Origin of the sequence: Enterobacter sp. HMSC16D10 (genome assembly GCF_001807145.1) — a bacterium.
GTDB classification, from domain to species: Bacteria; Pseudomonadota; Gammaproteobacteria; order Enterobacterales; family Enterobacteriaceae; genus Enterobacter; species Enterobacter roggenkampii.
In genome coordinates this window covers 69,610-95,134 of the sequence record NZ_KV787911.1, presented here as the reverse complement: position 1 = coordinate 95,134, position 25,525 = coordinate 69,610, and the positions used below count along the sequence as shown (strand labels likewise).

Annotated in this window: 20 protein-coding genes and 1 pseudogene; 7 read left to right on the top strand and 14 right to left on the bottom strand. The window is 55.9% G+C overall.

What is annotated here, in order from left to right; genetic code table 11:
* Window positions 1-60 precede the first annotated feature (60 nt).
* Genes HMPREF3143_RS22075 through HMPREF3143_RS22060 form a run of 4 tightly spaced genes read right to left on the bottom strand, consistent with a single transcriptional unit; the run spans window position 61 to window position 5,598 of the window.
* Entirely contained in the window at window positions 61-489 is a 429-nt protein-coding gene (locus HMPREF3143_RS22075) for a hypothetical protein (RefSeq protein ID WP_017384060.1), read from the bottom strand.
* Between the two features lie 3 nt (window positions 490-492).
* Window positions 493-2,610, bottom strand: a complete 2,118-nt coding sequence (locus HMPREF3143_RS22070; protein ID WP_017384059.1) for a hypothetical protein — start codon at window positions 2,608-2,610, stop codon at window positions 493-495.
* Window positions 2,598-4,364 carry a hypothetical protein gene (locus HMPREF3143_RS22065; RefSeq protein ID WP_007897920.1) on the bottom strand — a complete coding sequence of 589 codons (1,767 nt, stop codon included), beginning with the start codon at window positions 4,362-4,364 and terminating at the stop codon, window positions 2,598-2,600. Before HMPREF3143_RS22065 ends, HMPREF3143_RS22070 begins: the two co-directional genes overlap by 13 nt.
* Complete coding sequence (locus HMPREF3143_RS22060) at window positions 4,351-5,598, bottom strand: tyrosine-type recombinase/integrase (protein ID WP_007897923.1); 1,248 nt, start codon at window positions 5,596-5,598, stop codon at window positions 4,351-4,353. The genes HMPREF3143_RS22065 and HMPREF3143_RS22060 overlap by 14 nt, the downstream gene beginning before the upstream one ends.
* A 613-nt stretch (window positions 5,599-6,211) precedes the next feature.
* On the opposite strand from HMPREF3143_RS22060, the gene HMPREF3143_RS22055 reads away from it, so the two are divergent.
* A complete protein-coding gene (locus HMPREF3143_RS22055) occupies window positions 6,212-6,847 on the top strand; it encodes a hypothetical protein (RefSeq protein WP_012477419.1) in 636 nt (211 codons plus the stop codon).
* 135 nt (window positions 6,848-6,982) lie between these two features.
* Here HMPREF3143_RS22055 and HMPREF3143_RS22050 read toward each other — a convergent pair.
* Window positions 6,983-8,158 (bottom strand): annotated as a pseudogene (locus HMPREF3143_RS22050) (YgiQ family radical SAM protein); the annotation flags it as partial.
* A 199-nt stretch (window positions 8,159-8,357) separates the two neighbouring features.
* On the opposite strand from HMPREF3143_RS22050, the gene HMPREF3143_RS22045 reads away from it, so the two are divergent.
* Window positions 8,358-9,833 carry a TrkH family potassium uptake protein gene (locus tag HMPREF3143_RS22045; protein ID WP_070534297.1) on the top strand — a complete coding sequence of 492 codons (1,476 nt, stop codon included), beginning with the start codon at window positions 8,358-8,360 and terminating at the stop codon, window positions 9,831-9,833.
* Between the two features lie 31 nt (window positions 9,834-9,864).
* Here HMPREF3143_RS22045 and ftsP read toward each other — a convergent pair whose 3' ends face one another.
* The 4 genes from ftsP to HMPREF3143_RS22025 form a co-directional block, all read right to left on the bottom strand.
* On the bottom strand, window positions 9,865-11,277 hold the full coding sequence (ftsP, locus tag HMPREF3143_RS22040) for a cell division protein FtsP (RefSeq protein WP_008502991.1): 1,413 nt from the start codon (window positions 11,275-11,277) through the stop codon (window positions 9,865-9,867).
* Between the two features lie 58 nt (window positions 11,278-11,335).
* Window positions 11,336-12,073, bottom strand: a complete 738-nt coding sequence (plsC, locus tag HMPREF3143_RS22035) for a 1-acylglycerol-3-phosphate O-acyltransferase (RefSeq protein WP_008502990.1) — start codon at window positions 12,071-12,073, stop codon at window positions 11,336-11,338.
* A gap of 163 nt (window positions 12,074-12,236) precedes the next feature.
* Complete coding sequence (gene parC, locus HMPREF3143_RS22030) at window positions 12,237-14,495, bottom strand: DNA topoisomerase IV subunit A (RefSeq protein WP_070534296.1); 2,259 nt, start codon at window positions 14,493-14,495, stop codon at window positions 12,237-12,239.
* Between the two features lie 118 nt (window positions 14,496-14,613).
* On the bottom strand, window positions 14,614-15,015 hold the full coding sequence (locus HMPREF3143_RS22025) for a YgiW/YdeI family stress tolerance OB fold protein (protein WP_008502988.1): 402 nt from the start codon (window positions 15,013-15,015) through the stop codon (window positions 14,614-14,616).
* Window positions 15,016-15,153: 138 nt separating this feature from the next.
* Here HMPREF3143_RS22025 and qseB point away from each other — a divergent pair, with 138 nt between their 5' ends.
* The 4 genes from qseB to HMPREF3143_RS22005 all read left to right on the top strand — a co-directional run bounded on the left by qseB (window position 15,154) and on the right by HMPREF3143_RS22005 (window position 18,192).
* Window positions 15,154-15,813: a quorum sensing response regulator transcription factor QseB gene (gene qseB, locus HMPREF3143_RS22020; RefSeq protein WP_070534295.1), complete on the top strand. Its 660-nt coding sequence runs from the start codon at window positions 15,154-15,156 to the stop codon at window positions 15,811-15,813.
* Entirely contained in the window at window positions 15,810-17,159 is a 1,350-nt protein-coding gene (gene qseC / locus HMPREF3143_RS22015) for a quorum sensing histidine kinase QseC (RefSeq protein ID WP_044597638.1), read from the top strand. Before qseB ends, qseC begins: the two co-directional genes overlap by 4 nt.
* Before the next feature lie 105 nt (window positions 17,160-17,264).
* Window positions 17,265-17,846 carry an NAD(P)H-dependent oxidoreductase gene (locus HMPREF3143_RS22010; RefSeq protein WP_014833281.1) on the top strand — a complete coding sequence of 194 codons (582 nt, stop codon included), beginning with the start codon at window positions 17,265-17,267 and terminating at the stop codon, window positions 17,844-17,846.
* A 31-nt stretch (window positions 17,847-17,877) separates the two neighbouring features.
* Window positions 17,878-18,192 carry a putative quinol monooxygenase gene (locus tag HMPREF3143_RS22005; RefSeq protein WP_008502984.1) on the top strand — a complete coding sequence of 105 codons (315 nt, stop codon included), beginning with the start codon at window positions 17,878-17,880 and terminating at the stop codon, window positions 18,190-18,192.
* Window positions 18,193-18,288: 96 nt separating this feature from the next.
* Here HMPREF3143_RS22005 and HMPREF3143_RS22000 read toward each other — a convergent pair whose 3' ends face one another.
* The 5 genes from HMPREF3143_RS22000 to HMPREF3143_RS21980 are packed head-to-tail and all read right to left on the bottom strand — an operon-like array spanning window position 18,289 to window position 22,962.
* The gene (locus HMPREF3143_RS22000; protein ID WP_021242303.1) at window positions 18,289-19,176 is read right to left on the bottom strand and encodes a MurR/RpiR family transcriptional regulator; all 888 of its coding nucleotides are present in this window, start codon (window positions 19,174-19,176) and stop codon (window positions 18,289-18,291) included.
* A complete protein-coding gene (locus tag HMPREF3143_RS21995) occupies window positions 19,173-20,123 on the bottom strand; it encodes an iron-siderophore ABC transporter substrate-binding protein (protein WP_070534298.1) in 951 nt (316 codons plus the stop codon). Before HMPREF3143_RS21995 ends, HMPREF3143_RS22000 begins: the two co-directional genes overlap by 4 nt.
* 9 nt (window positions 20,124-20,132) lie before the next feature.
* Complete coding sequence (locus HMPREF3143_RS21990) at window positions 20,133-21,173, bottom strand: FecCD family ABC transporter permease (protein WP_070534294.1); 1,041 nt, start codon at window positions 21,171-21,173, stop codon at window positions 20,133-20,135.
* Window positions 21,170-22,153: a FecCD family ABC transporter permease gene (locus tag HMPREF3143_RS21985; RefSeq protein WP_070534293.1), complete on the bottom strand. Its 984-nt coding sequence runs from the start codon at window positions 22,151-22,153 to the stop codon at window positions 21,170-21,172. Before HMPREF3143_RS21985 ends, HMPREF3143_RS21990 begins: the two co-directional genes overlap by 4 nt.
* Window positions 22,150-22,962 carry an ABC transporter ATP-binding protein gene (locus tag HMPREF3143_RS21980; protein WP_070534292.1) on the bottom strand — a complete coding sequence of 271 codons (813 nt, stop codon included), beginning with the start codon at window positions 22,960-22,962 and terminating at the stop codon, window positions 22,150-22,152. Before HMPREF3143_RS21980 ends, HMPREF3143_RS21985 begins: the two co-directional genes overlap by 4 nt.
* 385 nt (window positions 22,963-23,347) lie before the next feature.
* Between HMPREF3143_RS21980 and HMPREF3143_RS21975 the strand changes: the two genes are divergently transcribed.
* Complete coding sequence (locus HMPREF3143_RS21975; RefSeq protein WP_070534291.1) at window positions 23,348-25,489, top strand: TonB-dependent siderophore receptor; 2,142 nt, start codon at window positions 23,348-23,350, stop codon at window positions 25,487-25,489.
* Window positions 25,490-25,525: the final 36 nt, after the last annotated feature.

The following is a 25,525-nucleotide window of genomic DNA, read 5'->3' as shown; positions in this document are numbered from 1 at the left end:
CTCTGAGGTGTCTGTTAAACGCGTGGCGATTCACCTCGCGTCCTTCCGTTCAGTATAGCCTCAGTCCCTGACACCACCCGAGAACGGAATGACGTCCCCTTTCTCCCTCCCGGTGTTGCGTTCAAGCTCCCTGACATACTGCTGTAAAAGTATAAGGTTATGTAACAGCTCTACATTTTCAGCCATCATCTTTTTGATTTCTTCCCTCAGCTCATTTCTCTGACGGCGATACTTTTCTTTCAGCTTGATCTGCTGCTCAATGCCCTGCTCATCAACCGGCGCGGTGCCCTGGCACGTTTTTTTCAGACTGCGGATAGCCTCCCTGACCTGCCTGTACTCAGGACAGTTATAATTCAGGGTGCCGTTTGCCAGCCCCGCTCGTTTTTCCACAGCATACTGGCTGATACGCTCCCCTGATAACATCAGTTCCCTCAGGGCCTGCTCTGCTCTTGCCTGTGTTTTTTTAACCCCCGACTGTTCGTTCGTCATGCTCTATTCATCCTTTTCAAAAAAGCGGACAGCATCTGCATAAAAATCTCTCTCAAGCATCAGAAAATCCCTGTCAGCCTGAGGAGCATTATTTCGCACGGCAATCTCCAGAAGGTTGTCATAATGAGCCATCCTGCGTTTCCACACGGGAACAGAATCAGCTCCGGCCAGCATGTTCTCACATCCCGGATTGCAGGACGCTGACTGAACAACCGCCTTAAACTCGCAGTCATGGCCATTCATGCAATAAAAACCGTTTCCAAGAGATACCAGTTTTTGCCCGCCTCGTTTAGCCATGCTCATCGCTTTTTTCAGTGTAGGAAACGTCATCTGATGTAAGTGCCCACCTCTCTGGGACATCAGTAACTTCCCGCCTTCGCCATAAAGCAGGCCTTCATGCTGATAAGAAACAGCCCTGGAAGCTGAGAGTTCGGTATCAACCCTTTCAATCTCGGCAGCGAATGCCTGAGGGATCGCCCGGCTAAAATGCGAAGCGTTGAGTGCACCGGACATATACCACTCCGTCATGCCTCTGATTAAGTGCTTAAACTGCCGGATAAGATCATTAGTAGAAATCAGATCAAGACGCCTGAGGTGTACAGCAAGTGAACGGCGAAACTGATGGGTTCGCAATGGCCAGAAAGCCCCCTCCCGAATCTCCATCGCAACGCGTTCATCATCACGTATGTTTGGATTTAAAAGCCTGAACTCATCAATATGGTCACGTCGGATGAACAGATGGTGTCTTTTCACAAATTTCTTTGCCCACTCAGTCTGGCGCTGCGTCCCCATAAAAGAGAGTTTTTGCTCCGAGAACCACGACCTGATATTTAAAGACAATGGAACATTGTCCAGCGTCTTCCCGTCCAGGCCTGTCATGATTTGATTAATTCTGCGTAAATGCTGAAAAGGCTTTTCCACATAGCGACAAACAACCCAGTCTTCGTGACTTCCACCTTCCGGGGCGAACTTATGCAACACCGAACGAAGTCCCAGGATATCACCATCATAAATCAGTGAACCGTGCATCACGCCAAGCACTTCGCTGTGTCTCATCCCCGACATGGCCTGTATCACATTCATGACTTTTAACGTCAGCTCAAAATGCCAGGTGTTCAGCTTTATGTGATCAACGCCAATAAAATCAGATCTCCAGCGCTTATTTTTATGTACCGAGAACCAGCCCTGCATCCCGGGGCCAAGTGTCGCGAAAAGCGCCCGAATTTCCCCGGCAACAATATTGTAGTAATACGCGGCCCGGTAATCCGGTATGCTTTTTGCTGTCCCTCTTTTACGGGCTTCCAGCATCGACGTATAGTAAGGCGAATCATAAAAACCGTTTATGATAGCGCACAGCCGGGAAAACCCGTCAAAATCGAAATCACTGATTTCAGCATCCAGTTCAGTAATCAGCCCTTCCCAGACAGACATCATAAGACTGAAAGGCATACAATATGTCTGGTTTGAATCATCCACACTGTTGTAACTGTCGAAGCTAATATCAGGAAAGTAACCGTATTTTCGAAGACGGGTATGACCTGTCAGCGAGATATCCGCCAGGTCCATAAAGTAATTACGTAATGTTCTTTCAGAACGCTTCCTGCCGTGCTCATCCTCCTCCTTCATCTTTACAATGAAAGCATTCCGGACAAGCGGAAAACGAAGCTGAAACAGACTGCGATACCCCATAGACTCAATAATACGGGCTCCCGCCACAATGTTTGCACATTTCCGGATCAGTGACTGCGTCTTCGCGGTCCTGCCGACAATCCAGAGCAGGCTGGCTGAGATGATTTTGGCTTCAAGACGCAGTTCAGGATCCCGTATGCCTGAAAAATTAACGGTTCTTAACGTTTCACCAATATGGGTTCTGACATAGCGATTGGTCCAGACATCATCCCTGAAATAAATATTCAGCGTCTCCTCATTGATAAAACGCATATCATGTTCATCTGAGCTGGCGATAACCAGGCAGTTATTCAGACGTTCAAAGCTTTTGTTTTCTAGTGCCTCACAGATGATATCCTCAGTCGGAAACTCATCCCCTGAACGAAGCGGCGTTCCGGCAGGAAACTCCGCCATTCGACTACGGCTTACCTCTTTTTTCTTCAAATCTGCCATACCGGAGCCACACCTTCTCGCTGAAGTTTAACGCGCGCTTTTTTCAGGGTCGCCTCATCTACCAGCCCAAGCCGTAAATCAATCTTCAGGAGTAACGTTTCATAACGCTCCACAGCATTGACCGAACCGATGTACAACGGTTTTCCATACTCGATAGCATGCCTGAATGACAGCAGGAGCCATACAGACTCCAGCGTTTCCACAACGCAACTTTTTGAACATTCGACACAATGAGAAAAATCCGCACAAGCCTTTGGTGTCCGGCCAAATCGTTTTTGCTTTTTTATAAAGCGCAATTCAATATCTGTAGGCGGCTCCTGCGATCGACATCCCAGGCCATTCAATAAAAGATCCACACCCTCATCGCTTCCACGCAGATCGATCCCCAGCTCATCAGCAACTTTTACCCGCTCGGATAACGCACGTGTCGCAATCCCCTGATTCATAAGCGTATCAAGTGCAGCACTGAAGTTTTCCTTCGCCCCCTGTGGGTTACCTGCAGCATAATTCCGCCTGTAAGTGCCCCAGTTATGCTGTGCTTTTTCCGCCGTAATCAGACCATTCTTTAATGTTCTGTCCGTATACTGCTCAGACGTTTTGCGCAAGCCAGAAACGGTAATTGATGGAAGCGAGGGATTAAGCTGCCGCATCGTGGCCCACGCCCCCTCAGAGTTAGAAAATTTAGTCAGATGACTGGGATTAAGAGAATAAAGCTTACGGAATTTCACCTGCGGCTCACTCAGAAACAGCGCCTGTACCGGAGGGAAGTTATCTGCGGAAACCAGATAGTTAACGATGTCGTCCCTGAGCCTGATAAAAGACAGAAACCAGTAATAGCCCGCACGTTTGGTCACATACTCCGATTTACCTATCGTCAGACGTATATACTTATTCGCTCTCCCCTTATAAACATAATCAGTGCTGATACCCTTTTCATCCAGATGTATATCATCCCGCGTCAGACCCAGAACCTGAGAGGTGTTTCCCCATGTGTGGTAACAGAACAGAAAAAAAGAAGTAAGAAAGTAATTTTCCAGAACGTCCCTGATGATGATCTCTGCCCTGCTGACCCCGTTCTCTCCCGGATACCGGAAATACGCTTCATAAACAGGTGCCAGCAAAGACGGTGAGAAATGCCGCACCCCTTTTTCCGATTTAGCGATATGCTCCCGGATACATCCCGCAAGGAACTCATTCATGGATGACAACTGCCTCAGGATCTCGGAAAGTTCATTCCTGGTATAGCTATCCCTTCCCTGCTGCTGATACGTTCCTTTCGGTAAGAATTCATATTCATACCGCCTCTGAATCTGCCCGCCCGTAAGCAAAAACCGGTTGACCACGGACAAGTAGTGTCTTGCCATCCTGACTGAAATTTTTCGCCGACGAATATCGTTCATGAGATGTTTAATATACATTTCAACGCCTTCAGCCGTGCCATAGTCATACTGATTGACTGACTGCCATATAAAAAACATATTGAGATAACGGAAAATGGTTAACCTTCCGGCGGGACGGTAAGACAGAAGAAATCGTTTCAGAGAGGCAATAAAATCGCGTTTTTCAGGGCGGGCAAGATGCGAATGTTCACTAAACCATCCGGGGAGCAACACATAATCTGAAAAATGAGCCTGAAGATAAACGTCAAGTAAATAATATCGGTTCAGATCCCGCTGAGTGATGTGTCCGCTGACCGTCTCCCATGACAGCACATTTTCGGCCATCCACGTTATCTGCGTTTCACTCCGGCTCATATATGGCTCCATCGCGACCTGCAGCACCGTCAATCAATGCGTCCATGACCCCGGCGACTGCATCAGAAATCTGGTTTTGCTGAAGAAAGACGATGTATTTCATCGTCGTATTTTCGCTTTTATGGCCCATCCAGTATTTTACTGTACCCAGCGCATTTGCGGCCTGATCGGGATAGCAACTCAGTGCCGAGCGTAAAAAATGGGTCGCAAACGTTGCCCGCAAATCATGGGGTTTATGTCTGAACACATTTCCCGGAGCAGACCGGGCCAGGCGATGGCGAAAACTGTACCAGCGGGAGTAAAAGGCTTTTTCAGACATCCGTTTCCCGTTTGCCATTAAAAATAAAGGCTCGTGCCGCCCTTCCCCACCCTGTCGTGCACGCCATTTTTGGATCTTCTTTTCATACTCCTCATCCGCCAGATAATCCAGAACCTGCTCGTACAATCGTCTGGTGATGAAGAGTTCTCGCGTCATCCCAAACTTCGTATGAACTCCGCATCTCGGACCAATATGAAGCCCCCTGATGGTCAACTCAGATACAGGGACACTGGCAAGGTACTCTTCAGTAAAGAGTGACGACGGCAGGGTCAGCATTTCATCCAGCCGTAGCCCACAATTTTTCATCAGCACAATCATTAAACTGAACAACCCGGACTCAGATTTCAGTGCCTCATCCAGGATATGAACCTCTGCATCATTCAGTGGGTTGATTGTCCTTTTTGTTGTGCTGGTTATCCTGATGGCAAGATCCGAACTTATCACCTTGCGTCGCCCGTCAACGACTTTTTCGACCAACGTAAAAAATGAGCTGGCAGCCAGCTCACCACACTTGCCCAGAAATACGTAAAACCGTCGGATAACGCTGATGTACACCGCCGCGGTGGATGAGGCGATGCGCCCCTGCCTTACGGCCCCCAGAAGATACTCCCTGAAGCCATATGTAGGGCTTTGGTATTTCAACGTTCCCGGGGTGAAAGGGTCAAGTCCGTTATCCTCCAGCCACCTTATCCAGCGTAAAAATGCCCGGGCTAAAGGCTTTAAATCCCTGGCCTGCAGGATAGCTTTATCCATAAGATAAAAGTGTACATATCGGCTCAGTTTTCGATTCTGGATGCCGCTAATATAAGGTATTTCAGCATACAGAAATCCGGGTTCAAATTTCAGTTTCGGCTCTGTTGCATCCAGTTTGCTGACACGCCCATAACGCGCATGAATGTTAGTGATTATCCTCACAGTCTGTCGCCCTGAAACGCCACCTCATGCCTACACTATAAATCCGGAAGAAGAAAAAACAAACAACCAGGTTGCCGGGAGTGAATATGCAAATCAGGAGGAAAGTAAAAGATGTAACGACACCATCACGATGCAATACATTGACCTCAACACGTTACCCGGACCATACGTGATAAACATCACAAATCCTTTGAGTGAAGAACTTAAGATGTGATTTTCATTTCCCGGCACAAACCGTGCCCTTAAAAAACAGGCAACGGATACATCTTAATGCCAGAAGTAAACCTTAATTGATTGAATACAGCCTGAGTCCATTGCAAAAATAACACACAGGGTAAATTCGCATATACAGAACCCAACGAAAAGCAAAAGAAACCTGTAACACATTTCGTTTACCTGTCACTTTCAATTGTAAAAGCCAGCAGAAAAAGCGCATATAACTATATTTATCCCTGCGGGGACTTTTGTTTGTGCTATATATTTTTTACAGAGAACCGCAACGCGTCCAAACACAAGAATATATTTACCTCTGGAAAATGGTCTGACTCCCTTTCACGTGGTTGTAGTGACCTGTTCTGTGATTCATGTAATGTCTTTTCTGGATGAGGAAAATATGTCATCACTGATATTTTATACAGACGAAGCACAAGCACTGATTGTAACAGATACCCTTGCCGTCACCGATAATGGGGAGCCGTTATCTTTTGTTTCCAAAGCAGGTTACATCCCCCAGCTAAGAACCATCATAGCAGGAACGGGGGCAGGTGGATTTTCTAACACCTGGTTGCTTGAAGCATCAACCAGAATGGTCGTATCAGGTATACAAAATCTCAATTATCATACATCGGCCTGTCTAAGGAGGCTGTGGAAACAATACAAGCATGACCATGCAATTCCCTCTTCTTCAACGGTGACAACCAGTGTTTATCAGTTCGCAATTTGCGAGGAAACAGGAAATATCGTTTCGTTCGCCTATCGCTCAGTCCATGATTTCGAATCAGAGCAATTACAATACGGAACAGGAGTAAAACCTGAGTGCCAAATCTTGGATGGGGATTTGTTGCAGACAATTCCTGTAATGATGAATGAACAAAGGGCTATACAGGCGACATACCCACACCCGGAACGGATCCATATTGGCGGTGAGATGATTGCGCATTATCTGACATCATCTATGTATCAATGCTTTAAGATTGGGGAATTTGAGGATTTCAGAACTCAGGGAGAGTATATATTGAGCAGGATTTAGGCAAAACGCGGTTCAGATAAAGTGCTTTTAACAGGCTTGCTGAACATTAAAAGGATATCTCTCAATTACGATGAATAGCTTGAATTCTAAAAATAGAAAAGTAGAGTTTAACTCTAAATACATAAAAACAAGAGTAAAGGAACAGCCACCGAAGCAGCCGCGCATGATGTTGATCGAGAAGCGGATCATCTCATACGCCGGGATGCGGGCGTTGCCGTAAGCCGGGTGCGGCACGCGCTTGTACGGTAGCGCAAAGACGCTGTCCATCTCTTCGGTGGAGAGCGGGATCGCCGGCGGGTTGATCCAGATAAAGCGCTCGCCGTGCTTCTGCATCAGCGCGCGGGCGCAGCCCGGGTTGGTTTCATGGTGCAGAATACGGGACGCGTGCGCGTAGAGCACCTTGTCGGCTTTCACCTTCTCGTAGGAGGGCAGCAGTACGTAGGTCTTTTCCCACGGCTTCGGACGCGGCGGCTGCACGACGATCGCCTTCGCTTCCGCCTTCTTTGGCTCTACCGGTTTGTTATCGGCACACGGCAGATCGTCGCCGTACGGATGTGGGATCGGGTCGATTTTGCCCGGCATATCGATGATGCGGGAATCTACCCCGCGCCAGCCCGGCAGCGCCTCTTTCACCATAATGGCGGTATTGCGCACGTCGCGGATGCTGCTCACCGGCTCGCCCTGCGACAGGCGGTGCGCCACTTCCACCAGCGGACGCTCGCCGTTTCCGTAAATCAGCATGTCGGCCTTGGAATCCACCAGCACCGAGCGGCGCACGGTATCTGACCAGTAGTCGTAGTGTGCGGTACGGCGCAGGCTCGCCTCGATGCCGCCCAGGATCACCGGCACGTCTTTCCAGGCTTCTTTGCAGCGCTGGGTGTAGACGAGGGTTGCGCGGTCCGGACGTTTGCCCGCCACGTTATCCGGCGTGTAGGCGTCGTCATGGCGCAGCTTACGGTCGGCGGTATAGCGGTTGATCATCGAGTCCATGTTGCCTGCGGTCACGCCGAAGAACAGGTTCGGTTTACCCAGACGCATAAAGTCGTCTTTGCTGTTCCAGTCGGGCTGGGAGATGATCCCCACGCGGAAGCCCTGCGCTTCGAGCATACGGCCACAGATGGCCATGCCGAAGCTCGGGTGGTCAACGTAGGCATCGCCCGTGACCAGAATGATATCGCAGCTGTCCCAGCCCAGTTGGTCCATCTCTTCCCGGGACATCGGCAGGAACGGCGCCGGTCCAAAGCAGGCCGCCCAGTACTGGGGCCAGGAGAAGAGGTCACGATCCGGCTGGATCAGGGAAATTGCGCTCATAATGCTTCCGAAGAAAAAATAAACAAAAGGAGCGGGATTATACGCTGTTCATCTGCCAGATTTGAAGAAAAGGATGCAGGAAGCAGGCAGATATTCACGGAAGTCGTTAAAATACGCCGCCCTGATAATTTTGGATCATAATATTCACTCTATTTTCCGGTGATTTGCCCCGGAATGCGTGTTTGTGCGGAGCTCAGTTGTGAAGCCCAACGATTCGTTACATGTCTCCCAGCTGCGGGTTGTCCTGCACCTCTGCGGTTTCCTTGTGCTGCTGTACAGCCTTTCCATGCTTCCGCCGATGGTTATCGCCCTGCTGAACAAAGAGCGGACCTACTTTGCCTTCCTGACCACTTTTTTAACCTTTTTTAGTCTCGGAGGCTTAACCTGGCGGGCAACCCGCCACGCCGGCATCCAGCTGCGCACCCGCGACGGTTTCGTGATTATCGTGCTGTTCTGGCTGCTGTTTTCATTGATTAGCGCCATGCCGCTCTGGATGGATGACGAGCTTCAGCTCTCCTTTGCTGACGCGCTCTTTGAAGGGGTTTCCGGGATCACCACTACCGGAGCGACGGTGATCGGGGACGTCAGCGCCCTGCCTAAGTCGTACCTCTATTACCGCGCTCAGCTGAATTTCATTGGCGGGTTAGGCGTCATCGTGCTGGCCGTCGCGGTCCTGCCGCTGCTGGGCATTGGCGGCATGAAGCTCTATCAGTCAGAGATGCCGGGGCCGTTCAAGGAGGAGCGTCTGACGCCCCGCCTTGCCGATACCGCGCGCACGCTGTGGGTGACCTACTTCGCGCTGGGCGTGGCCTGCACTCTGGCCTACTGGCTGGCGGGAATGTCCTTTTTTGACGCCGTCTGTCACGGGCTTTCGACCGTGTCACTGGGCGGCTTCTCCACCCGCAGCGAGAGCATTGGTTTTTATGACAGCCACGCAATCGAGCTGGTTGCCGGGGCGTTTTCGCTGCTCTCCGCGTTTAACTTCACCCTCTGGTACGTCGCCATTGTCCGACGCACCCTGAAGCCGATTCGTCGCAGCCCGGAGGTTAAATTCTTCCTGAGCGCCGCTGCGGCGATTATCCTCATCACCGCCTGGCAGGTCTGGCATGCAGGCATGTACAGCCCCACGGATAGCCTGGTGCACGCCTTCTTCCTTGCCAGTTCGATGATGACCGATAACGGCCTGTCGACCGCCGACTACGCCCAATGGCCCACCCACACCATCTTCCTGTTGTTGAGCGCCAGCTTTTTTGGTGGCTGCGTAGGCTCGACCTGCGGCGGGATCAAAGCCCTGCGTTTTTTGATTATGTTCAAGCAGAGTATTCAGGAGATGAACCAGCTGGCGCATCCGCGCGCGCTGCTGAGCATTAAGGTGGGCAAAAGCGTGGTGAATGAACGCGTCCTGCGCTCGGTCTGGAGCTTCTTCTTTCTCTACGTGATGATCACGGGCTTTTTTGTCTGGGCGCTTAATCTGATGGGCTACGATCTGTTTACATCATTCGCGACGGTCGCCGCCTGTATCAACAACATGGGGCTGGGATTTGGCGAGACGGCGTCGACGTTCGGCACGTTAACAGAAGGGGCTAAGCTGTTGATGTGCGCGGCGATGATCTTAGGGCGTCTGGAAATTTACCCGGTGCTGATTCTGTTCTCGCGCTTTTTCTGGCGGGCATAAACCATTCCCGGCGAACCGGGAATGTCAGAGATTATGGCGCGGGGTTGATCAGCATTTGCCCTACCGAGCCCCTGTCCATCATCTCCAGCGTCTGGCTGTGGAACAGGAACGGGAAGTGCGGCCAAGAAGGCTGGCCGTAGTAGACGAGCAGTTCAACCTGACCGTCCACCCAGACGGTGTCTTTCCAGCCGCGATCTTCCGGGAACGGCATCGCGCCGTTAACGTTGCGGATCAGGAAGCTTACCCCTTCAATATGGAACGACTGCGGCATATCTGAACGCACCGTCCAGCGCTCCCAGGTGCCCTGTTGCGCGGTGATGTCGATGCGGTTGACGTCCCACAGCGCACCGTTGATGCCCGGATCGTCGCCCAGGCTGATATCACGGCTGCGCACCGGGGAGCCGCTCATGATCTCCTGCGGCAGCAGGCGCATGGGCAGGCTATCGGTCACCAGCGGCAGCAGGCCGGTTGGACGCAGGGTCAGCACCAGGGTCGAGACAAGAATGCTCGACGGTTCAAAGAACCCGCGAATACGGTCAACAATGCTTGCCGCTTCGCCGCAGGTCACAGAGACTTCATCCCCGTTGGTCATATCAATGAGAATTTCGCGACGCTCACCCGGCGCGAGCGCCAGCTGTTTGACGGACACCGGTGCCGGTAAAAAACCCTGATCGCCGGAGATCACGTGCAGCGGACGGCCATCGCTCATTTGCAGCTGATAGCGGCGCGAGTTAGACGCGTTGAGCAGGCGCAGGCGCACCCAGCCACGGGACACTTCGACATACGGGCTCTGCGCGCCGTTAACCAGCAGCGTATCGCCAACGAAGCCACCGCTCCCCGGTTCGCTGTATTCCGGCGTACCGAAATTATCCAGACGTTTGTCCTGGATGATAATCGGGAAGTCATCCACGCCGTAGTGGTTCGGGATCGGCAGGGATTTGCTGACTTCATCTTCCACCAGCCACATGCCGGCCAGGCCGTTATAGACCTGCTGCGCCGTGCGGTTAGGGGTGTTGGCGTGATACCACAGGGTTGCCGCGCTCTGGCGAATCGGCAGAACGGGCGCCCAGTCGGCGCTGGGCGACATCATGCGCGCCGCGCCGCCAATCAGCGGGCCAGGCACCTGCAGGCCGCTGATGGTCATGGCGACATTTTCAGGGGTACGGTTACTGTAGATGAGCTTTACGTCATCGCCATTCCACACGCGTATGGTCGGCCCAAGGTAACGTCCGTTAATGCCCCAGACCGGCGCACGCGTCCCCTGGGTAAAGGACCAGTGGCTGCGCTGCAGCGTCAGGAAAAGCGGCTGGCCGCGACGGGATTCAATGAGTGGCGGAATAGGCAGCGGCTGTTGCTGCCCGGCGGCGCTGGCTGTCAGCGGCATCGCACCCGCACAAAGGGCGATCCCCGAAGCCTGAATAAACTGACGCCGACTGAGTGACATATAAGCTCCATCTGAAACGACTAACAACGCGGGAATTCGTTTTCCCTTCAACGCCGGGTTAGATCTTACCGGCGGCTTCTCTCTCTGCGACTTCTTTGTCGAGCAGCGCAATATGCTCAGCCATCAGATCACGGCAGTGCGCTGCCAGCTCGCGCACCTGATCTTTACCGTATTTGCTGGTATCGACGGGTGGCAGCATTTCGACAATCACCAGCCCGTTATTCAGGCGGTTAAGATTAATCTTATTCGAAGTATTGGAAACGCACACAGGAATAATTGGAACACCTGCCGCAATTGCGGCATGAAACGCACCGGTTTTAAACGGCAGCAGGCCGCGGCCGCGGCTGCGCGTCCCTTCCGGGAACATCCAGATTGAGATCCTGCGCTTTTTAAAATGATTCACCACTTCTGCAATGGTGCCGTGCGCTTTTGCACGGTTATTACGGTCAATCAGCAGGTTCCCGGTAAGCCAGTACAGCTGACCAAAAAACGGGATCCACAGCAGGCTTTTTTTGCCCACCGTCACGGTCGGTGGAAGCACGATATTGGAGGCCGTCACCATATCGTAGTTGTTCTGATGGTTGGCGATATAGATGGCGTTACCGAAATTCTCCGCTCCTTCCGGCAGGCGTTTTTCAACTTTCAGACCAAACAGCGGCGCAAGACGCCCGAACATATGGCCAAAGGTGGCAACATGCTTCGGATTACGCGGGCTGAACAGGCAGTAAATAGAGCCGAAAATACAGACCAGAATACAGTAGATAACGGTAAGAATAAGACGAACAATATATAGCATAGCGACCTCTGAAGCCCTGACAGCTGACAATTATACTTCACCTGTGGCCAGGTAAGGACTTTATTACGAGCGCGTATTGTTAATCGCAACGCACGAATTAACAACGATTTTACGGGAAATTTTATTGAAATTCCCCCTCCGGACAGAGGGGGATATCACGACATTACTCTTCGCTGTCACCCGCCGCGCTGCGTGCAGGAGAGTCAATCTCCACGCGGTCGATACGCTGCAGGCCGCGCATCAGCGAGCCGCGGCGACCGCGCTCGCCCACCACCTTCTGCAGCTCTTCCGGACGAAGCTTGATTTTGCGCTTGCCGACGTGAATGGTCAGCGTGCTCTGCGGCGGCAGCAGGAAGAGGTGCGCCAGGCCATCTTCGCCTTTCGCGGCCTCCGCCGACGGGATGTTGATGATCTTGTTGCCCTTGCCTTTTGACAGCTCCGGCAGATCGCTGACCGGGAACATCAGCATACGTCCGGCGGTGGTGATCGCCAGCAGCATGTCGCTTTCGTTCTCGATCACCAGCGGTGCCATTACGTGAGCGTTGTCCGGCAGGCTAATCAGCGCCTTACCGGCACGGTTGCGGGAAACCAGATCGTTGAAGGTACAGATAAAACCGTAGCCCGCGTCAGACGCCAGCAGCAGCTTCTGGTCATCGGCTTCCATCAGCATATGGTCAACCGTCGCGCCCGGCGGCAGCGTCAGCTTGCCGGTCAGCGGTTCACCCTGCCCGCGTGCGGAAGGCAGCGTGATCGGGTCAATGGCATAGCTGCGACCGGTGGAGTCGATAAACGCCACCGGCTGGTTGCTCTTGCCTTTCACCGCCGCTTTAAAGCTGTCGCCCGCTTTGTAGCTGAGCCCCGGCGCGTCGATATCGTGGCCTTTGGCGCTGCGCACCCAGCCGCTCTGCGACAGGACAATGGTCACCGGCTCGGACGGCTGCATGTCGTGCTCGTTCATCGCCTTCGCTTCTTCGCGCTCGTGCAGCGGAGAACGACGGTCGTCACCAAACGCGTCGGCATCAGCCTGCAGCTCTTTCTTCAGCAGGTTATTCATCTTGCGTTCGGACGCGAGGATCGCCTGCAGCTGATCGCGCTCTTTTTCCAGCTCGTTCTGCTCGCCGCGGATCTTCATCTCTTCCAGTCTGGCGAGATGGCGCAGCTTCAGCTCGAGGATCGCTTCGGCCTGGGTTTCGCTGATGCCAAAGCGCGACATCAGGGCGGGCTTCGGCTCGTCCTCGGTACGGATGATCTCAATCACCTCGTCGATATTGAGGAACGCCACCAGCAAACCTTCGAGGATATGCAGGCGCTTAAGCACTTTCTCCAGACGATGGTTCAGACGACGGCGTACCGTATCGCGGCGGAACGTCAGCCATTCGGTAAGGATCTCCAGCAGGTTTTTCACCGCCGGGCGTCCGTCGAGGCCGATCATGTTCAGGTTAATGCGGTAGCTTTTTTCCAGATCGGTGGTGGCGAACAGGTGGTTCATCACCTGCTCCATGTCCACGCGGTTAGAACGCGGCACGATCACCAGACGGGTCGGGTTCTCGTGGTCAGATTCGTCACGCAGGTCGTCCACCATCGGCAGCTTTTTATTGCGCATCTGGGAGGCGATCTGCTCCAGCACTTTGGCACCGGAAACCTGATGCGGCAGCGCGGTGATCACCACGGCGCCGTCTTCTTTATTCCACACCGCACGCATGCGTACGGAGCCGCGACCGTTCTGGTAGATTTTGCGGATTTCCGCGCGCGAGGTGATGATTTCGGCTTCGGTCGGGAAATCCGGACCCTGCACGATATCCAGCAGATCGTCGAGCGAGGCTTTCGGCTGCTCAATCAGGGTGATGGCGGCTTTCGCCACTTCACGCAGGTTGTGCGGCGGAATGTCCGTCGCCATACCGACCGCAATCCCGGTGGTGCCGTTCAGCAGGATGTTCGGCAGACGCGCGGGCAGCATCTTCGGCTCCTGCAGCGTACCGTCGAAGTTCGGTACCCAGTCAACGGTCCCCTGCCCCAGCTCGCCCAGCAGCACTTCGGCATATTTAGAGAGGCGGGATTCGGTATAACGCATCGCCGCGAAGGATTTCGGATCGTCCGGCGCCCCCCAGTTCCCCTGACCATCCACCAGCGGGTAGCGGTAAGAGAACGGCTGGGCCATCAGCACCATCGCTTCATAACAGGCGCTGTCGCCGTGCGGATGGTATTTACCCAGCACGTCACCGACGGTACGGGCGGATTTCTTGAACTTGGCGGTGGCATTCAGCCCCAGCTCGGACATCGCATACACGATGCGGCGCTGAACGGGCTTCAGGCCATCCCCGATAAACGGCAACGCCCTGTCCATGATGACGTACATGGAGTAGTTCAGGTAGGCGTTTTCCGTGAATTCATGTAGCGCGAGGCGCTCTGCCATATCGCTCATTACGTGTGATTCCTCAACTCAGAAACCGAAGGGTTTCAGGCAATATTGCCGCAGATACTACCCTATCTGACGAGTTGAGTCACAAAGAAAAAGGGCCGCTTATGCGGCCCTTTTCGGGTTATTTGTTCAGCTTAATGACCTGCTTCACGTCGATTTCAAAATCGTTCCACTCTTTATCGACCTTGCCCTGGATTTCCACTTTATCCTGCGGGGTGACGGTCACGCCGTTCCAGCGCTTGTGGTCAATTTCCACGTTCACCGTGCCGGTCTCATCGCGGAAGGTGTAGCGGTCATCGGACAGGCGCTGGGTGATGTTCCCGCGCAGCTTCACCCAGCTGTCGTCCTTCATCTCTTTCACCTTCACCGCGGTGGTGAGGTTGGCGTCGTTATCGACAAAACCGCCTGCCTGCGTTTGGGTCTGGGTTTGCGTGGCGGACGGGCCGTTAAATCCGCCCTGCGCAGCAAAAACGGGGGCAGTGGCCATCATCATGATGGCGGCAATGGCAGCGAATTTTTTCATATTAACTCTCCCTTTAATCTGGTTTCGCAGTCCATTAAACAGGGTAATCCTTAACAACTTCTTAAGGGAAAAATTTATTTATTATTGCTGTACAGCAGGCGCTTACAGAGGGTTTACTGACGGCATCAAGGAGGGAACATGCGCATTTTACTGGTAGAAGACGACACGTTAATCGGCGACGGTATCAGGGCGGGTTTAAGCAAAATGGGCTTTAGCGTGGACTGGTTTACCGACGGTAAAACCGGTCAGGCCGCGCTCACGTCTGCACCCTATGATGCCGTAGTGCTGGATCTGACGCTGCCGGAAATCGACGGTCTGGACATCCTGCGCGCGTGGCGCGAAAGCGGGCGCAGCGAGCCGGTATTGATCCTGACCGCGCGGGATGCGCTTAACCAGCGCGTGGAAGGGCTGCGTCTTGGCGCGGATGATTATCTCTGCAAGCCGTTCGCGCTGATTGAAGTGGGTGCCCGCCTCGAGGCGCTGCTCCGCCGCAGCCACGGCCAGACGCATAGCGAGCTACGCCACGGCAAGGTCACGCTCGATCCGACCCGTCTCGTCGCCACGCTGGACGGTGAACTGCTGACGCTGAAGCCGAAAGAGTTCGCGCTGCTGGAACTGCTGATGCGCAATGCAGGCCGCGTGCTCCCTCGCAAGACGATTGAGGAAAAACTGTATACCTGGGACGACGACGTCTCCAGCAACGCGGTTGAAGTCCACGTTCATCATCTGCGCCGCAAGCTTGGCAGCGAGTTTATCCGCACCGTGCACGGCATCGGCTACACCCTGGGTGACGCATGAAGCTGACGCAACGCCTGAGCCTGAAGCTGCGCCTGACGCTCCTCTTTTTAGCGCTCTCTCTGACGGCATGGTTTGCCGCCAGCCTGGTGGCCTGGCAGCAGACCACCCACAAGCTGGATAAGCTCTTTGACACGCAGCAGATGCTGTTTGCCAAACGGCTGCTGACGATGGATCTGGACGAGATCCGCGCCCCCGAGCGGATGCGCGAGATCCCAAAAAAAGTGAAGCATGGCCGTCTCGATGACGACGCGCTGGCTTTCGCCATTTACAGCGTCGACGGCAAAATGCTGCTGAACGACGGCGAGAACGGGCGCGATATTCCGTACCACTATCGCCGCGACGGGTTTGCTAACGGGCAGCTCCAGGACGACAACGACGAATGGCGTTTCCTGTGGCTGACCTCACCCGACGGGAAGTACCGCGTGGTGGTCGGTCAGGAGTGGGAGTACCGCCAGGATATGGCGCTGGACGTGGTCAGCTCGCAGCTCACGCCCTGGCTGGTGGCGCTGCCGGTGATGCTGCTTTTGCTGGTTCTCCTCTTGAGCCGGGAGCTGAGGCCGCTCAAAAAGCTGGCGCAGACCCTGCGCTCCCGCTCGCCGGATGCGACCGATGCGCTTGTGCTTCAGGGTGTGCCCACGGAAGTGCGCCCCCTGCTCGACGCGCTGAATCACCTCTTCGCACGCACCCAGGAGATGATGACCCGCGAGCGCCGCTTTACGTCCGATGCCGCCCACGAGCTGCGCAGCCCGCTGGCGGCCCTGAAGGTGCAAACTGACGTGGCGCAGCTCTCGCAGGACGATCCGCAGGCGCGGGAAAAAGCGCTGGCACAGCTGCATGCGGGAATCGACCGCGCTTCGCGGCTGGTGGATCAGCTCCTCACCCTGTCGCGTCTGGACTCGCTGGATAACCTGGACGATGTCGAACCGATAACGCTTGCCGATTTACTGCAGTCGGCGGTGCTGGATATCTGGCATCCGGCGCAGCAGGCAGGGATTGATATTCGCCTCATCAACCATGCCCCGCAGGTCAAACGTCAGGGGCAGCCCCTGCTGCTCAGCCTGCTGGTGCGCAATCTGCTGGACAACGCCATCCGCTACAGTCCGCGCGGCAGCGTGGTGGACGTGACGCTGGACGCGCGTAGCTTTAGCGTGCGCGACAACGGTCCCGGCGTTGACCCCGAGGTGCTGGCGCGCATCGGCGAGCGTTTTTATCGTCCACCGGGCCAGAACGCCACGGGCAGCGGGCTGGGGCTCTCTATCGTCAGGCGCATTGCCGCGCTGCACGGGATGCGCGTCTCGCTGAGCAATGCGGCGGAAGGCGGCTTTGAGGTGAAGGTCAGCTGGTAGCGGATTATTGCATCTCCAGCAAAAGACTTTGCACATTTTGCTCATTTTTCCGCTCCGTCCTCGCGCGTAGAATACCCGGCATACTCTCATCGTCGAGGACAAATAATGAGCAACATCCTGATTATCAACGGTGCAAAAGAATTTGCGCACTCTAAAGGCCAGCTGAATGACACCCTGACCGAGGTCGCGGACGGTTTCCTGCGCGACGCCGGGCATGATGTTAAGGTCGTGCGCGCGGACAGCCACTACGACGTGAAAGCCGAAGTGCAGAACTTCCTGTGGGCTGACGTGGTGATCTGGCAGATGCCAGGCTGGTGGATGGGCGCGCCGTGGACCGTGAAAAAATACATGGACGACGTGTTCACGGAAGGTCACGGTTCGCTGTATGCCAGCGATGGCCGCACCCGCTCTGACGCGTCCAAAAAATACGGTTCAGGCGGCCTGATTCAGGGCAAAAAATATATGCTGTCACTGACCTGGAACGCACCGCTGGAAGCCTTTACCGAGAAAGATCAGTTCTTCGAAGGCGTGGGCGTAGACGGTGCTTATCTGCCGTTCCACAAGGCGAATCAGTTCCTGGGCATGGATCCGCTGCCGACCTTTATCGTCAACGACGTGATTAAAATGCCTGATGTCCCGCGCTATATCGCAGAATATCGCAAGCATCTCGCGGAAATTTTTGCTTAACTGGTAGCCTGGAATTAAAGGAGTAGTAAACATGCTTACCGTTATCGCAGAAATCCGTACTCGTCCAGGTCAACATCACCGTCAGGCGGTGCTGGATCAGTTCGCGAAAATTATCCCGACCGTACTGAAAGAAGAAGGCTGCCACGGCTACGCGCCGATGGTGGATGCCGCCACTGATGCCAGCTTCCAGGCTACCGCGCCGGACTCGATCATCATGGTTGAGCAGTGGGAAACCGTCGCGCATCTTGAAGCGCATCTGCAGACCGCGCACATGAAAGCGTGGAGCGACGCGGTGAAGGGCGACGTGCTGGAAACCCACATCCGCATCCTGGAGCAAGGGGTTTAAGTTCGTAGAATTTGCCGGGTGGCACTGCGTTTACCCGGCCTACAAAACCTGAACCGTAGGCCCGGTAAGCGCTAGCGCCACCGGGCTTTGTTGTTTTTAGCTGCTTTTCTTCCCCGGCTTTAACCCGCGATGGAGTTCGTTGATGCGCTTCATCGACTTGATGGCGCGCTGCGGTTCGGTGGCGGCGACGGACAAAATGATCATCTCCAGACAGAGCAGCACCGTGCCGTGGAGCGGGATTTTACCCTTTTCGCCACCGCGCGGAACGTGGATCACCACGCTGGCCTCCTTACTGAAACGCGAATCAAGGGCGTTGGTCAGCAGGATGGTGGGAATGCCCAGACGTTTTGCTTCACGCAGGGTGGTTTGCCCTTCCCGGTGCGCGGATTTCTGCGCCATCATCACCAGCACGTCACCGCGCTGAAGCGCAATCAGCTGTTCGGCAAGCCCGATCCCGGTACGGTTGAGCGGCGTGGCGGGTAACCCCATACGGCTGAACAGCCTGGCGGTGTACTCGGCCAGAATGCCGGAGGCGCCAATGCCAAATATGGCAACCTGCCTTGCCTGCGCCAGCAGTGAGACCGCCTGCGCCATCGCGTAGCGGTTGTGGGGCTCGGATAACACCTCGCAGGTGTGCTGATGTCCCTCCAGCACGAAATCAATGCTCGCGTTGACGTCGCTGGCGAGCGTGTTCACCGTGGTGGACATCTTTTCGCTGGAGGTGACCACCGGGCCAAACCACTGCTCCAGCGTCTGCTTGAGATCGCGCAGCCCGGCGAACCCCAGCGCCTGTATGGCGCGGACCACCGTGGCATCCGAGGTTTTCACTACGGCGGCAATCTCCATGGCGGTCTGCTCCATCACCGCCTCGCGGTTGTCATGGATATAGCGTGCGACCTGCAGCAGTCGCGGCGTCAGCTGATGCGCCCGCGCGCGAAAGCGGTCGCCATAGACATCCACGCGCCCCTTCTCTTTGCGGATCACCGTGAGGCCTCCGGCAGCGGACGCCCGGCAATCTGTGACTGCACCTGCGCGGCCATCAGCCCTAAAGACGCGAACGAATTCGAGATCGCCTCTTCACGCGAGATCAGCACGTAATGCCCGGTTCGGCAGGCAGTCAGGAACTGACACCAGCCCGGCATGACAGCCTCCATTGCCGCCAGCTCGTCCTGCGGTTTACCGCCCGTATCCCCGCGCCAGGTAGCGAAGACGAAATCGGCATCCAGCTCCGGCAGGCGCTCGGCGCTGACGTCGATGCGCCCTCCGTCCGGGATGGCCTCAATCAGCGGCGGGAAGGTGAATCCGGCGTCGCGCAGAACGCGGCCCAGCGAGTGGTAGCTGTGCATGGCGTTGATTTTCCCCTGATTGGCCTGAATCACCGATACGGTGATTTTGCGCGTGTCGATGGTCGCCTTCAGCGCCTTGATTTGCTCCTGATATCGCCGCTCCAGAACCTTGAGCCGCGCCTGCGTTCCTGTCAGTTGAGCCAGCTTGCGGTAGATTTCCGGCGCGCCGCCGTCGAGATGATCGATGCTCACCGTCGGGGCAATTTTCGCTAATTGTTCCACCGGCGTGTTGCGGGTCGGCTCGGTAACGATCAGGTCAGGTTTGGCGGCGGCGATGGCTTCGATGTCGATATCCGCCGTGCCGATAAATTTGATATCGGAATTATCGAAGTCGACGCCGGTTAACATGCCGCTGGAGCGCAGAAAATGGCTGCCGTCCGGCCGCGTGCGGCCATGGCTCGCCACCGGCGGCACGCCAAGCTCAATCAGCGGAATGGTGATGTCCAGATCGTGTAAGGAGACAATCCGTTTCGGGTGCACCGGCACCACCACCTTTCGGTTCAGATCGTCGGTAAAGACCTGCGTCGGCTCCGCCGCGCTCACCGCGAACCCCACCAGCAACAGCATCGAAAACAGTACACGCATCATAATCCCCTAAAATCTGTCCCGACGCTGCCAGAGCAGCAGCAGGAAAAACGGTCCGCCAATCAATGAAATGACAATTCCCGCCGGCAGCTGCAGCGGGAGGAATGCCAGACGCCCGACGTTATCCGCCAGCAGCACCAGCAGCGCGCCCAGCACGGCGCTTCCCGTCAGGAGCGCGGTCTGACCACCGCGCAGCAGCAGGCGCGCCATATGCGGGGCAATCAGCCCCACAAAGCCAATGCTGCCCACGCAGGAGACGCAGGCCGCCGTCAGCACCACCGGAGCGAGAACCCGCAGCAGCGCCAGCCGGGTTGTGCGCACGCCAAGGCCCGTAGCGGCCTGATTGCCGAGCAGCGCCACGTCCGCTGCCCGCGCGGTAAAGAGCAGCAGCGCAAACGCGGGGGCGGCCCAGAGCGCGGCCAGCCCCACCAGCGTCCAGTTTGCCGCGTGCAGGCTGCCCGCCAGCCACAGCATCGCCGTCTGCACGTCGCGCACGTCGGCGGTGGTGATAAAAACGCCCATCGCCGCGGCAAACGCCCACGACACGCCGATGCCGATCAGAATGAACCGCGGGCGCGAGATATCGCGCGCGAAGACGATCACCAGCAGCGCGGTCAGCAGCCCGCCGGCCATGCCGACCAGCGGACGCCAGGCCAGGCTCAGCGCCGGGAACTGAAAAATCAGTAGCAGTACCGCCGCGCTACAGCCCTCCTTCACGCCGATAAGCCCCGGGTCAGCCAGTCCGTTGCGGGTGATGGACTGCATCGCCGCCCCCGCCATGCCGAGCATCGCGCCGCACAGCACCGCCATCAGCAGGCGCGGCAGGCGGATATCCATCACGACGTAGCGCGTCTCCGCCGTCAGACTTTCAGGCGAAAACAGCGCCCGCCCGATGGCAGAGGCGGGAATGGGCAGAGAACCGTGCGTCAGGCCAAAGCCCAGCAGGCCTAGCGCCATCAGCGCGAAAAGCGACAGGTACGCCAGCGCCTTCGGGCGAACCAGCGCCGACAGGCGGCCAACACGGATCGCGCGGAGTCCGGCCCGGTTCATTTGAACATCCTCGAGGCCATAAGGATGAACACGGGCGCGCCGACCAGGGCCGTCATGATGCCGGTTGCCAGCTCCCAGGGGGTAAACAGCGTGCGGGCAGCGATATCCGCCAGCAGCAGCACCAGCGCACCGCAGAGGGCCGACAGCGGCACCATCGCGCGTAAATCGACCGACACCAGACGGCGAATGAGCTGCGGTACCACAAGGCCGATAAAGCCAATCGGTCCGGCGATGGAGACGGCCGTGCCGCAGAGCAAAGCAATGGCCAGCAGGGCAAGGAGGCGGGTTTTCAGCAGCGACACGCCAAGCCCCTGCGCCATTCTGTCGCCCAGCGCCAGCATGTTGAGCGAGGGCGACAGCCCAATAGCAAGAACAAAACCAGCGGCTGCAGCCCACAGGGCGCTCTGGAGCATCTGCGCGTTGATCCCGGCGATATCACCCGCCAGCCAGGTGCGCAGAGAGAGCAGCGTCTGTTCATCCAGGATTAACACCGCGGCGGTAATCGACGAGGCAAACGCCGACATCGCCACGCCGCACAGGGTGACCTTCATCGGCGTGAGCCCGGTGCGACCGGTCGAGGAGAACATCAGCACCAGCAGAAACAGCGCGGCGGCACCAGCGGCGGCAATCAGCGGGCGACCAAACGGCAGCGAAAGCCCAAGCGCGCTGGCGATCACCACCGCCAGCGCTGCCCCGGCGTTGAGGCCCAGAATATGCGGCTCGCCGAGCGGGTTGCGGATCACGGACTGCAGCAGCACGCCCGCCACGCCGAGCGCGGCGCCTGTCACCATTGCGGCGCAGAGGCGCAGCAGCCGTAGTCTGATGATGATGTTATGGTCGAAATTGCGCGGGTCGAAGTGAAAGAATGCCTCCACTACCGTTTGCGGGGCGATATAGCGTGCACCGATCCCCAGATGAGCAATCGCCCCCATTGCCAACAGCAGGGTGAAAATCAGGAAAGCCAGAGAGATGCGCATCATGGCTTCTGAATGCTCTGGCGAAACGGCATAAAGAACGGTTTGCCGGTCAAGGGGTTGATGGACATATGCACGTCCACATCAAACACCGCTTTGATCAGATCCGGCGTGCAGGCGTCGCCTTCATGTAACACCCCCTCGACTTTTCCCTGGCGTAAAAAGACCAGGGAATCACCGTAGTTCACGGCAAAGTTAAGATCGTGCAGCACCACCACCACGGTACGCCCGTGCTGGCGGGTCAGGGCGTGCAGCAGTTCCAGGATCTCCACCTGGTAGCGAAGATCGAGGAACGTGGTGGGTTCATCCAGCAGGATATACGGCGTTTGCTGCGCCAGCGCCATGGCGATCCAGCAGCGCTGACGCTGGCCGCCGGATAAGCTTTCCACCGGCATATGGGCAAACGCTGCCGTGCCGGTCAGGCGCAGGGCCTCTTCCACCGCCAGTTCGTCCTCGTCGCTCCACTGGCGCATAACGTTTTGCCAGGGAAAGCGCCCGCGCGAGACCAGCTCAAAAACGGTTAACCCTTCCGGGAGCAGCGGGGACTGCGGGAGAATACCAAGCTGGCGGGCGACGGCTTTGGTCGGCTGCTCGTGAATGGCTTTACCGTCCAGCAGCGCGGTTCCCCCAAGCGGCTGCAGCAGCCGCGCAATGGTGCTCAACAGCGTGGATTTCCCGCAGCCGTTTGCGCCCACCAGAACGGTTATTTTCTGCTGGGGGATCGCAAGGGAGATATCATCAACGATGATTTTTTTCTGATAGCCCGCAGAGAGGTTCTCCAGAACCAGTCCCGGTTGTTTTGTGTTGTGAGCCACGTGAACGCCAACGTAATAAAAAAGCGCAACAAATATAAATAAAAATCATTCTCTTTTGAAAGTTTGACGCCACGCCATGTAGTAGTCAAGAGAAGAAACACCCTGAAAAAACCAGGGGTAACGGAGCGTTACCGTGCAGACCACGAAATTAATAAATCATTATTTTTCAATTAAATAATTAATTACCCTTGTGCTTTCCCGTTGCGTTTCATGCATGTAGCCGATTTTTATCATTTTTCATTTACTACTACATTCCCGCATGATTGAATGATTCTCAATTACATGTTCGATGCCGGTTCTGGCTAACGAGCAGAGCATAAAAGGGCAATGACTCACACATTCTTCCGTGAAGGTGATTCACGGATATTTTGGGATAACAGATGTAATGGCTACGTTCACACCTTCACTCTCTGGGGTAAAAGGGCGCGCGCTCTTTTCACTGCTGTTTATGGCGCCGCTGGCCCAGGCGGCGGACACCACCGCGGCTAAAGACGGCGAAACGCTTACCGTCACTGCCGATCCAAATACGCCGGCGGAAGCCACCAACGGCTACCAGCCGCTGAACACCTCCACCGCAACGCTGACCACCATGCCGATGCTGGATATCCCGCAGGTGGTGAATACCGTCAGCGATAAAGTGCTGGAGGATCAGCACGCCACCACGCTGGATGAGGCGCTCTATAACGTCAGCAACGTGGTCCAGACGAATACCCTCGGCGGTACGCAGGATGCCTTCGTGCGCCGCGGGTTTGGCGCGAACCGGGACGGCTCGATCATGACCAACGGCCTGCGCACCGTCCTGCCGCGCAGCTTTAACGCCGCCACCGAGCGCGTGGAGGTACTTAAAGGCCCGGCCTCAACGCTGTATGGCATTCTCGATCCGGGCGGCCTGATTAACGTCGTCACCAAACGCCCGGAGAGAACCTTCGGTGGTTCTCTGTCCGCCACCTCCTCCAGCTTTGGCGGCGGCACCGGACAGGTCGATGTGACCGGCCCGATCGACGGCACGCGTCTGGCGTATCGCCTCACGGGTGAGTATCAGGACGAAGATTACTGGCGTAATTTTGGCAACGAACGCAGCACCTTTATCGCCCCGTCGCTCACCTGGTTCGGCGATGATGCCACCGTGACCGTGCTCTATTCGCATCGCGACTATAAAACGCCGTTCGATCGCGGAACGATCTTCGATCTCAACACTAAAAAAGCCGTTGATGTCGATCGCAAAACCCGCTTTGACGAGCCGTTTAACGTGACCGATGGTCAGTCCGATCTGGCGCAGCTGAACGCGGAATACCGTCTTAACAGCCAGTGGACCGCGAAGTTCGACTACAGCTACAGCCAGGACAAATACAGCGATAACCAGGCCCGCGTGATGGCCTACGATGCAAAAACCGGCAACCTGACCCGCCGCGTGGATGCGACCCAGGGCTCGACCCAGCGCATGCACAGCACCCGCGCGGATCTGCAGGGGAATGTGGATATTGCAGGCTTTTACAATGAGATCCTGACCGGCGTATCGTATGAGAATTACGATTTGCTGCGTACGGACATGATGCGCTGTAAGAACGTCAAAGGTTTCAACATCTACCATCCGGTTTACGGCAAACTCAACAAGTGTACAACCGTCTCCGCCGCAGACAGCGACCAGACGCTCAAGCAGGAGAGTTATTCGGCCTACGCGCAGGATGCCCTGTACCTGACGGATAAGTGGATCGCCGTCGCCGGGATGCGCTATCAGTATTACACCCAGTACGCGGGCAAAGGTCGTCCGTTCAACGTCAACACCGACAGCCGTGACGAACAGTGGACGCCAAAGCTGGGGCTGGTTTACAAGCTCACGCCATCCGTCTCGCTGTTTGCCAACTACTCGCAGACGTTTATGCCGCAGTCGTCCATTGCAAGTTACATTGGCGACCTGCCGCCGGAAACCTCAAACGCCTACGAACTGGGCGCGAAGTTCGACCTGTTCGACGGCGTTACCGCCAATATCGCGCTGTTTGATATCCACAAACGCAACGTGCTGTACAACGAAAGCGTGGGAGGTGAAACCATCGCCAAAACCGCGGGACGCGTGCGATCCCAGGGCGTGGAGGTGGATCTTGCCGGATCGCTGACCGAGAACACCAATATCATCGCCAGCTACGGCTACACCGACGCGAAGGTGCTGGAAGACCCGGACTACGCGGGCAAACCGCTGCCGAATGTGCCGCGCCACACCGGCTCCCTGTTCCTGACGTACGACATTCATAATGCGTTTGCCGGGAATACCCTGACGTTGGGCGGCGGCGGACACGGCGTGAGCCGTCGTTCAGCGACCAACGGTGCGGATTATTATCTGCCGGGCTATTTTGTGGCGGATGCCTTTGCGGCCTATAAGATGAAGCTGCAGTATCCGGTGACGCTGCAGGTCAACGTGAAGAACCTGTTTGATAAGACCTACTACACCTCATCCATTGCGACCAACAACCTGGGCAACCAGATTGGCGACCCTCGCGAAGTGCAGTTTACGGTGAAGATGGAGTTTTGATGTAAAAAAGCCCGGTGGCGCTAGCGCTTACCGGGC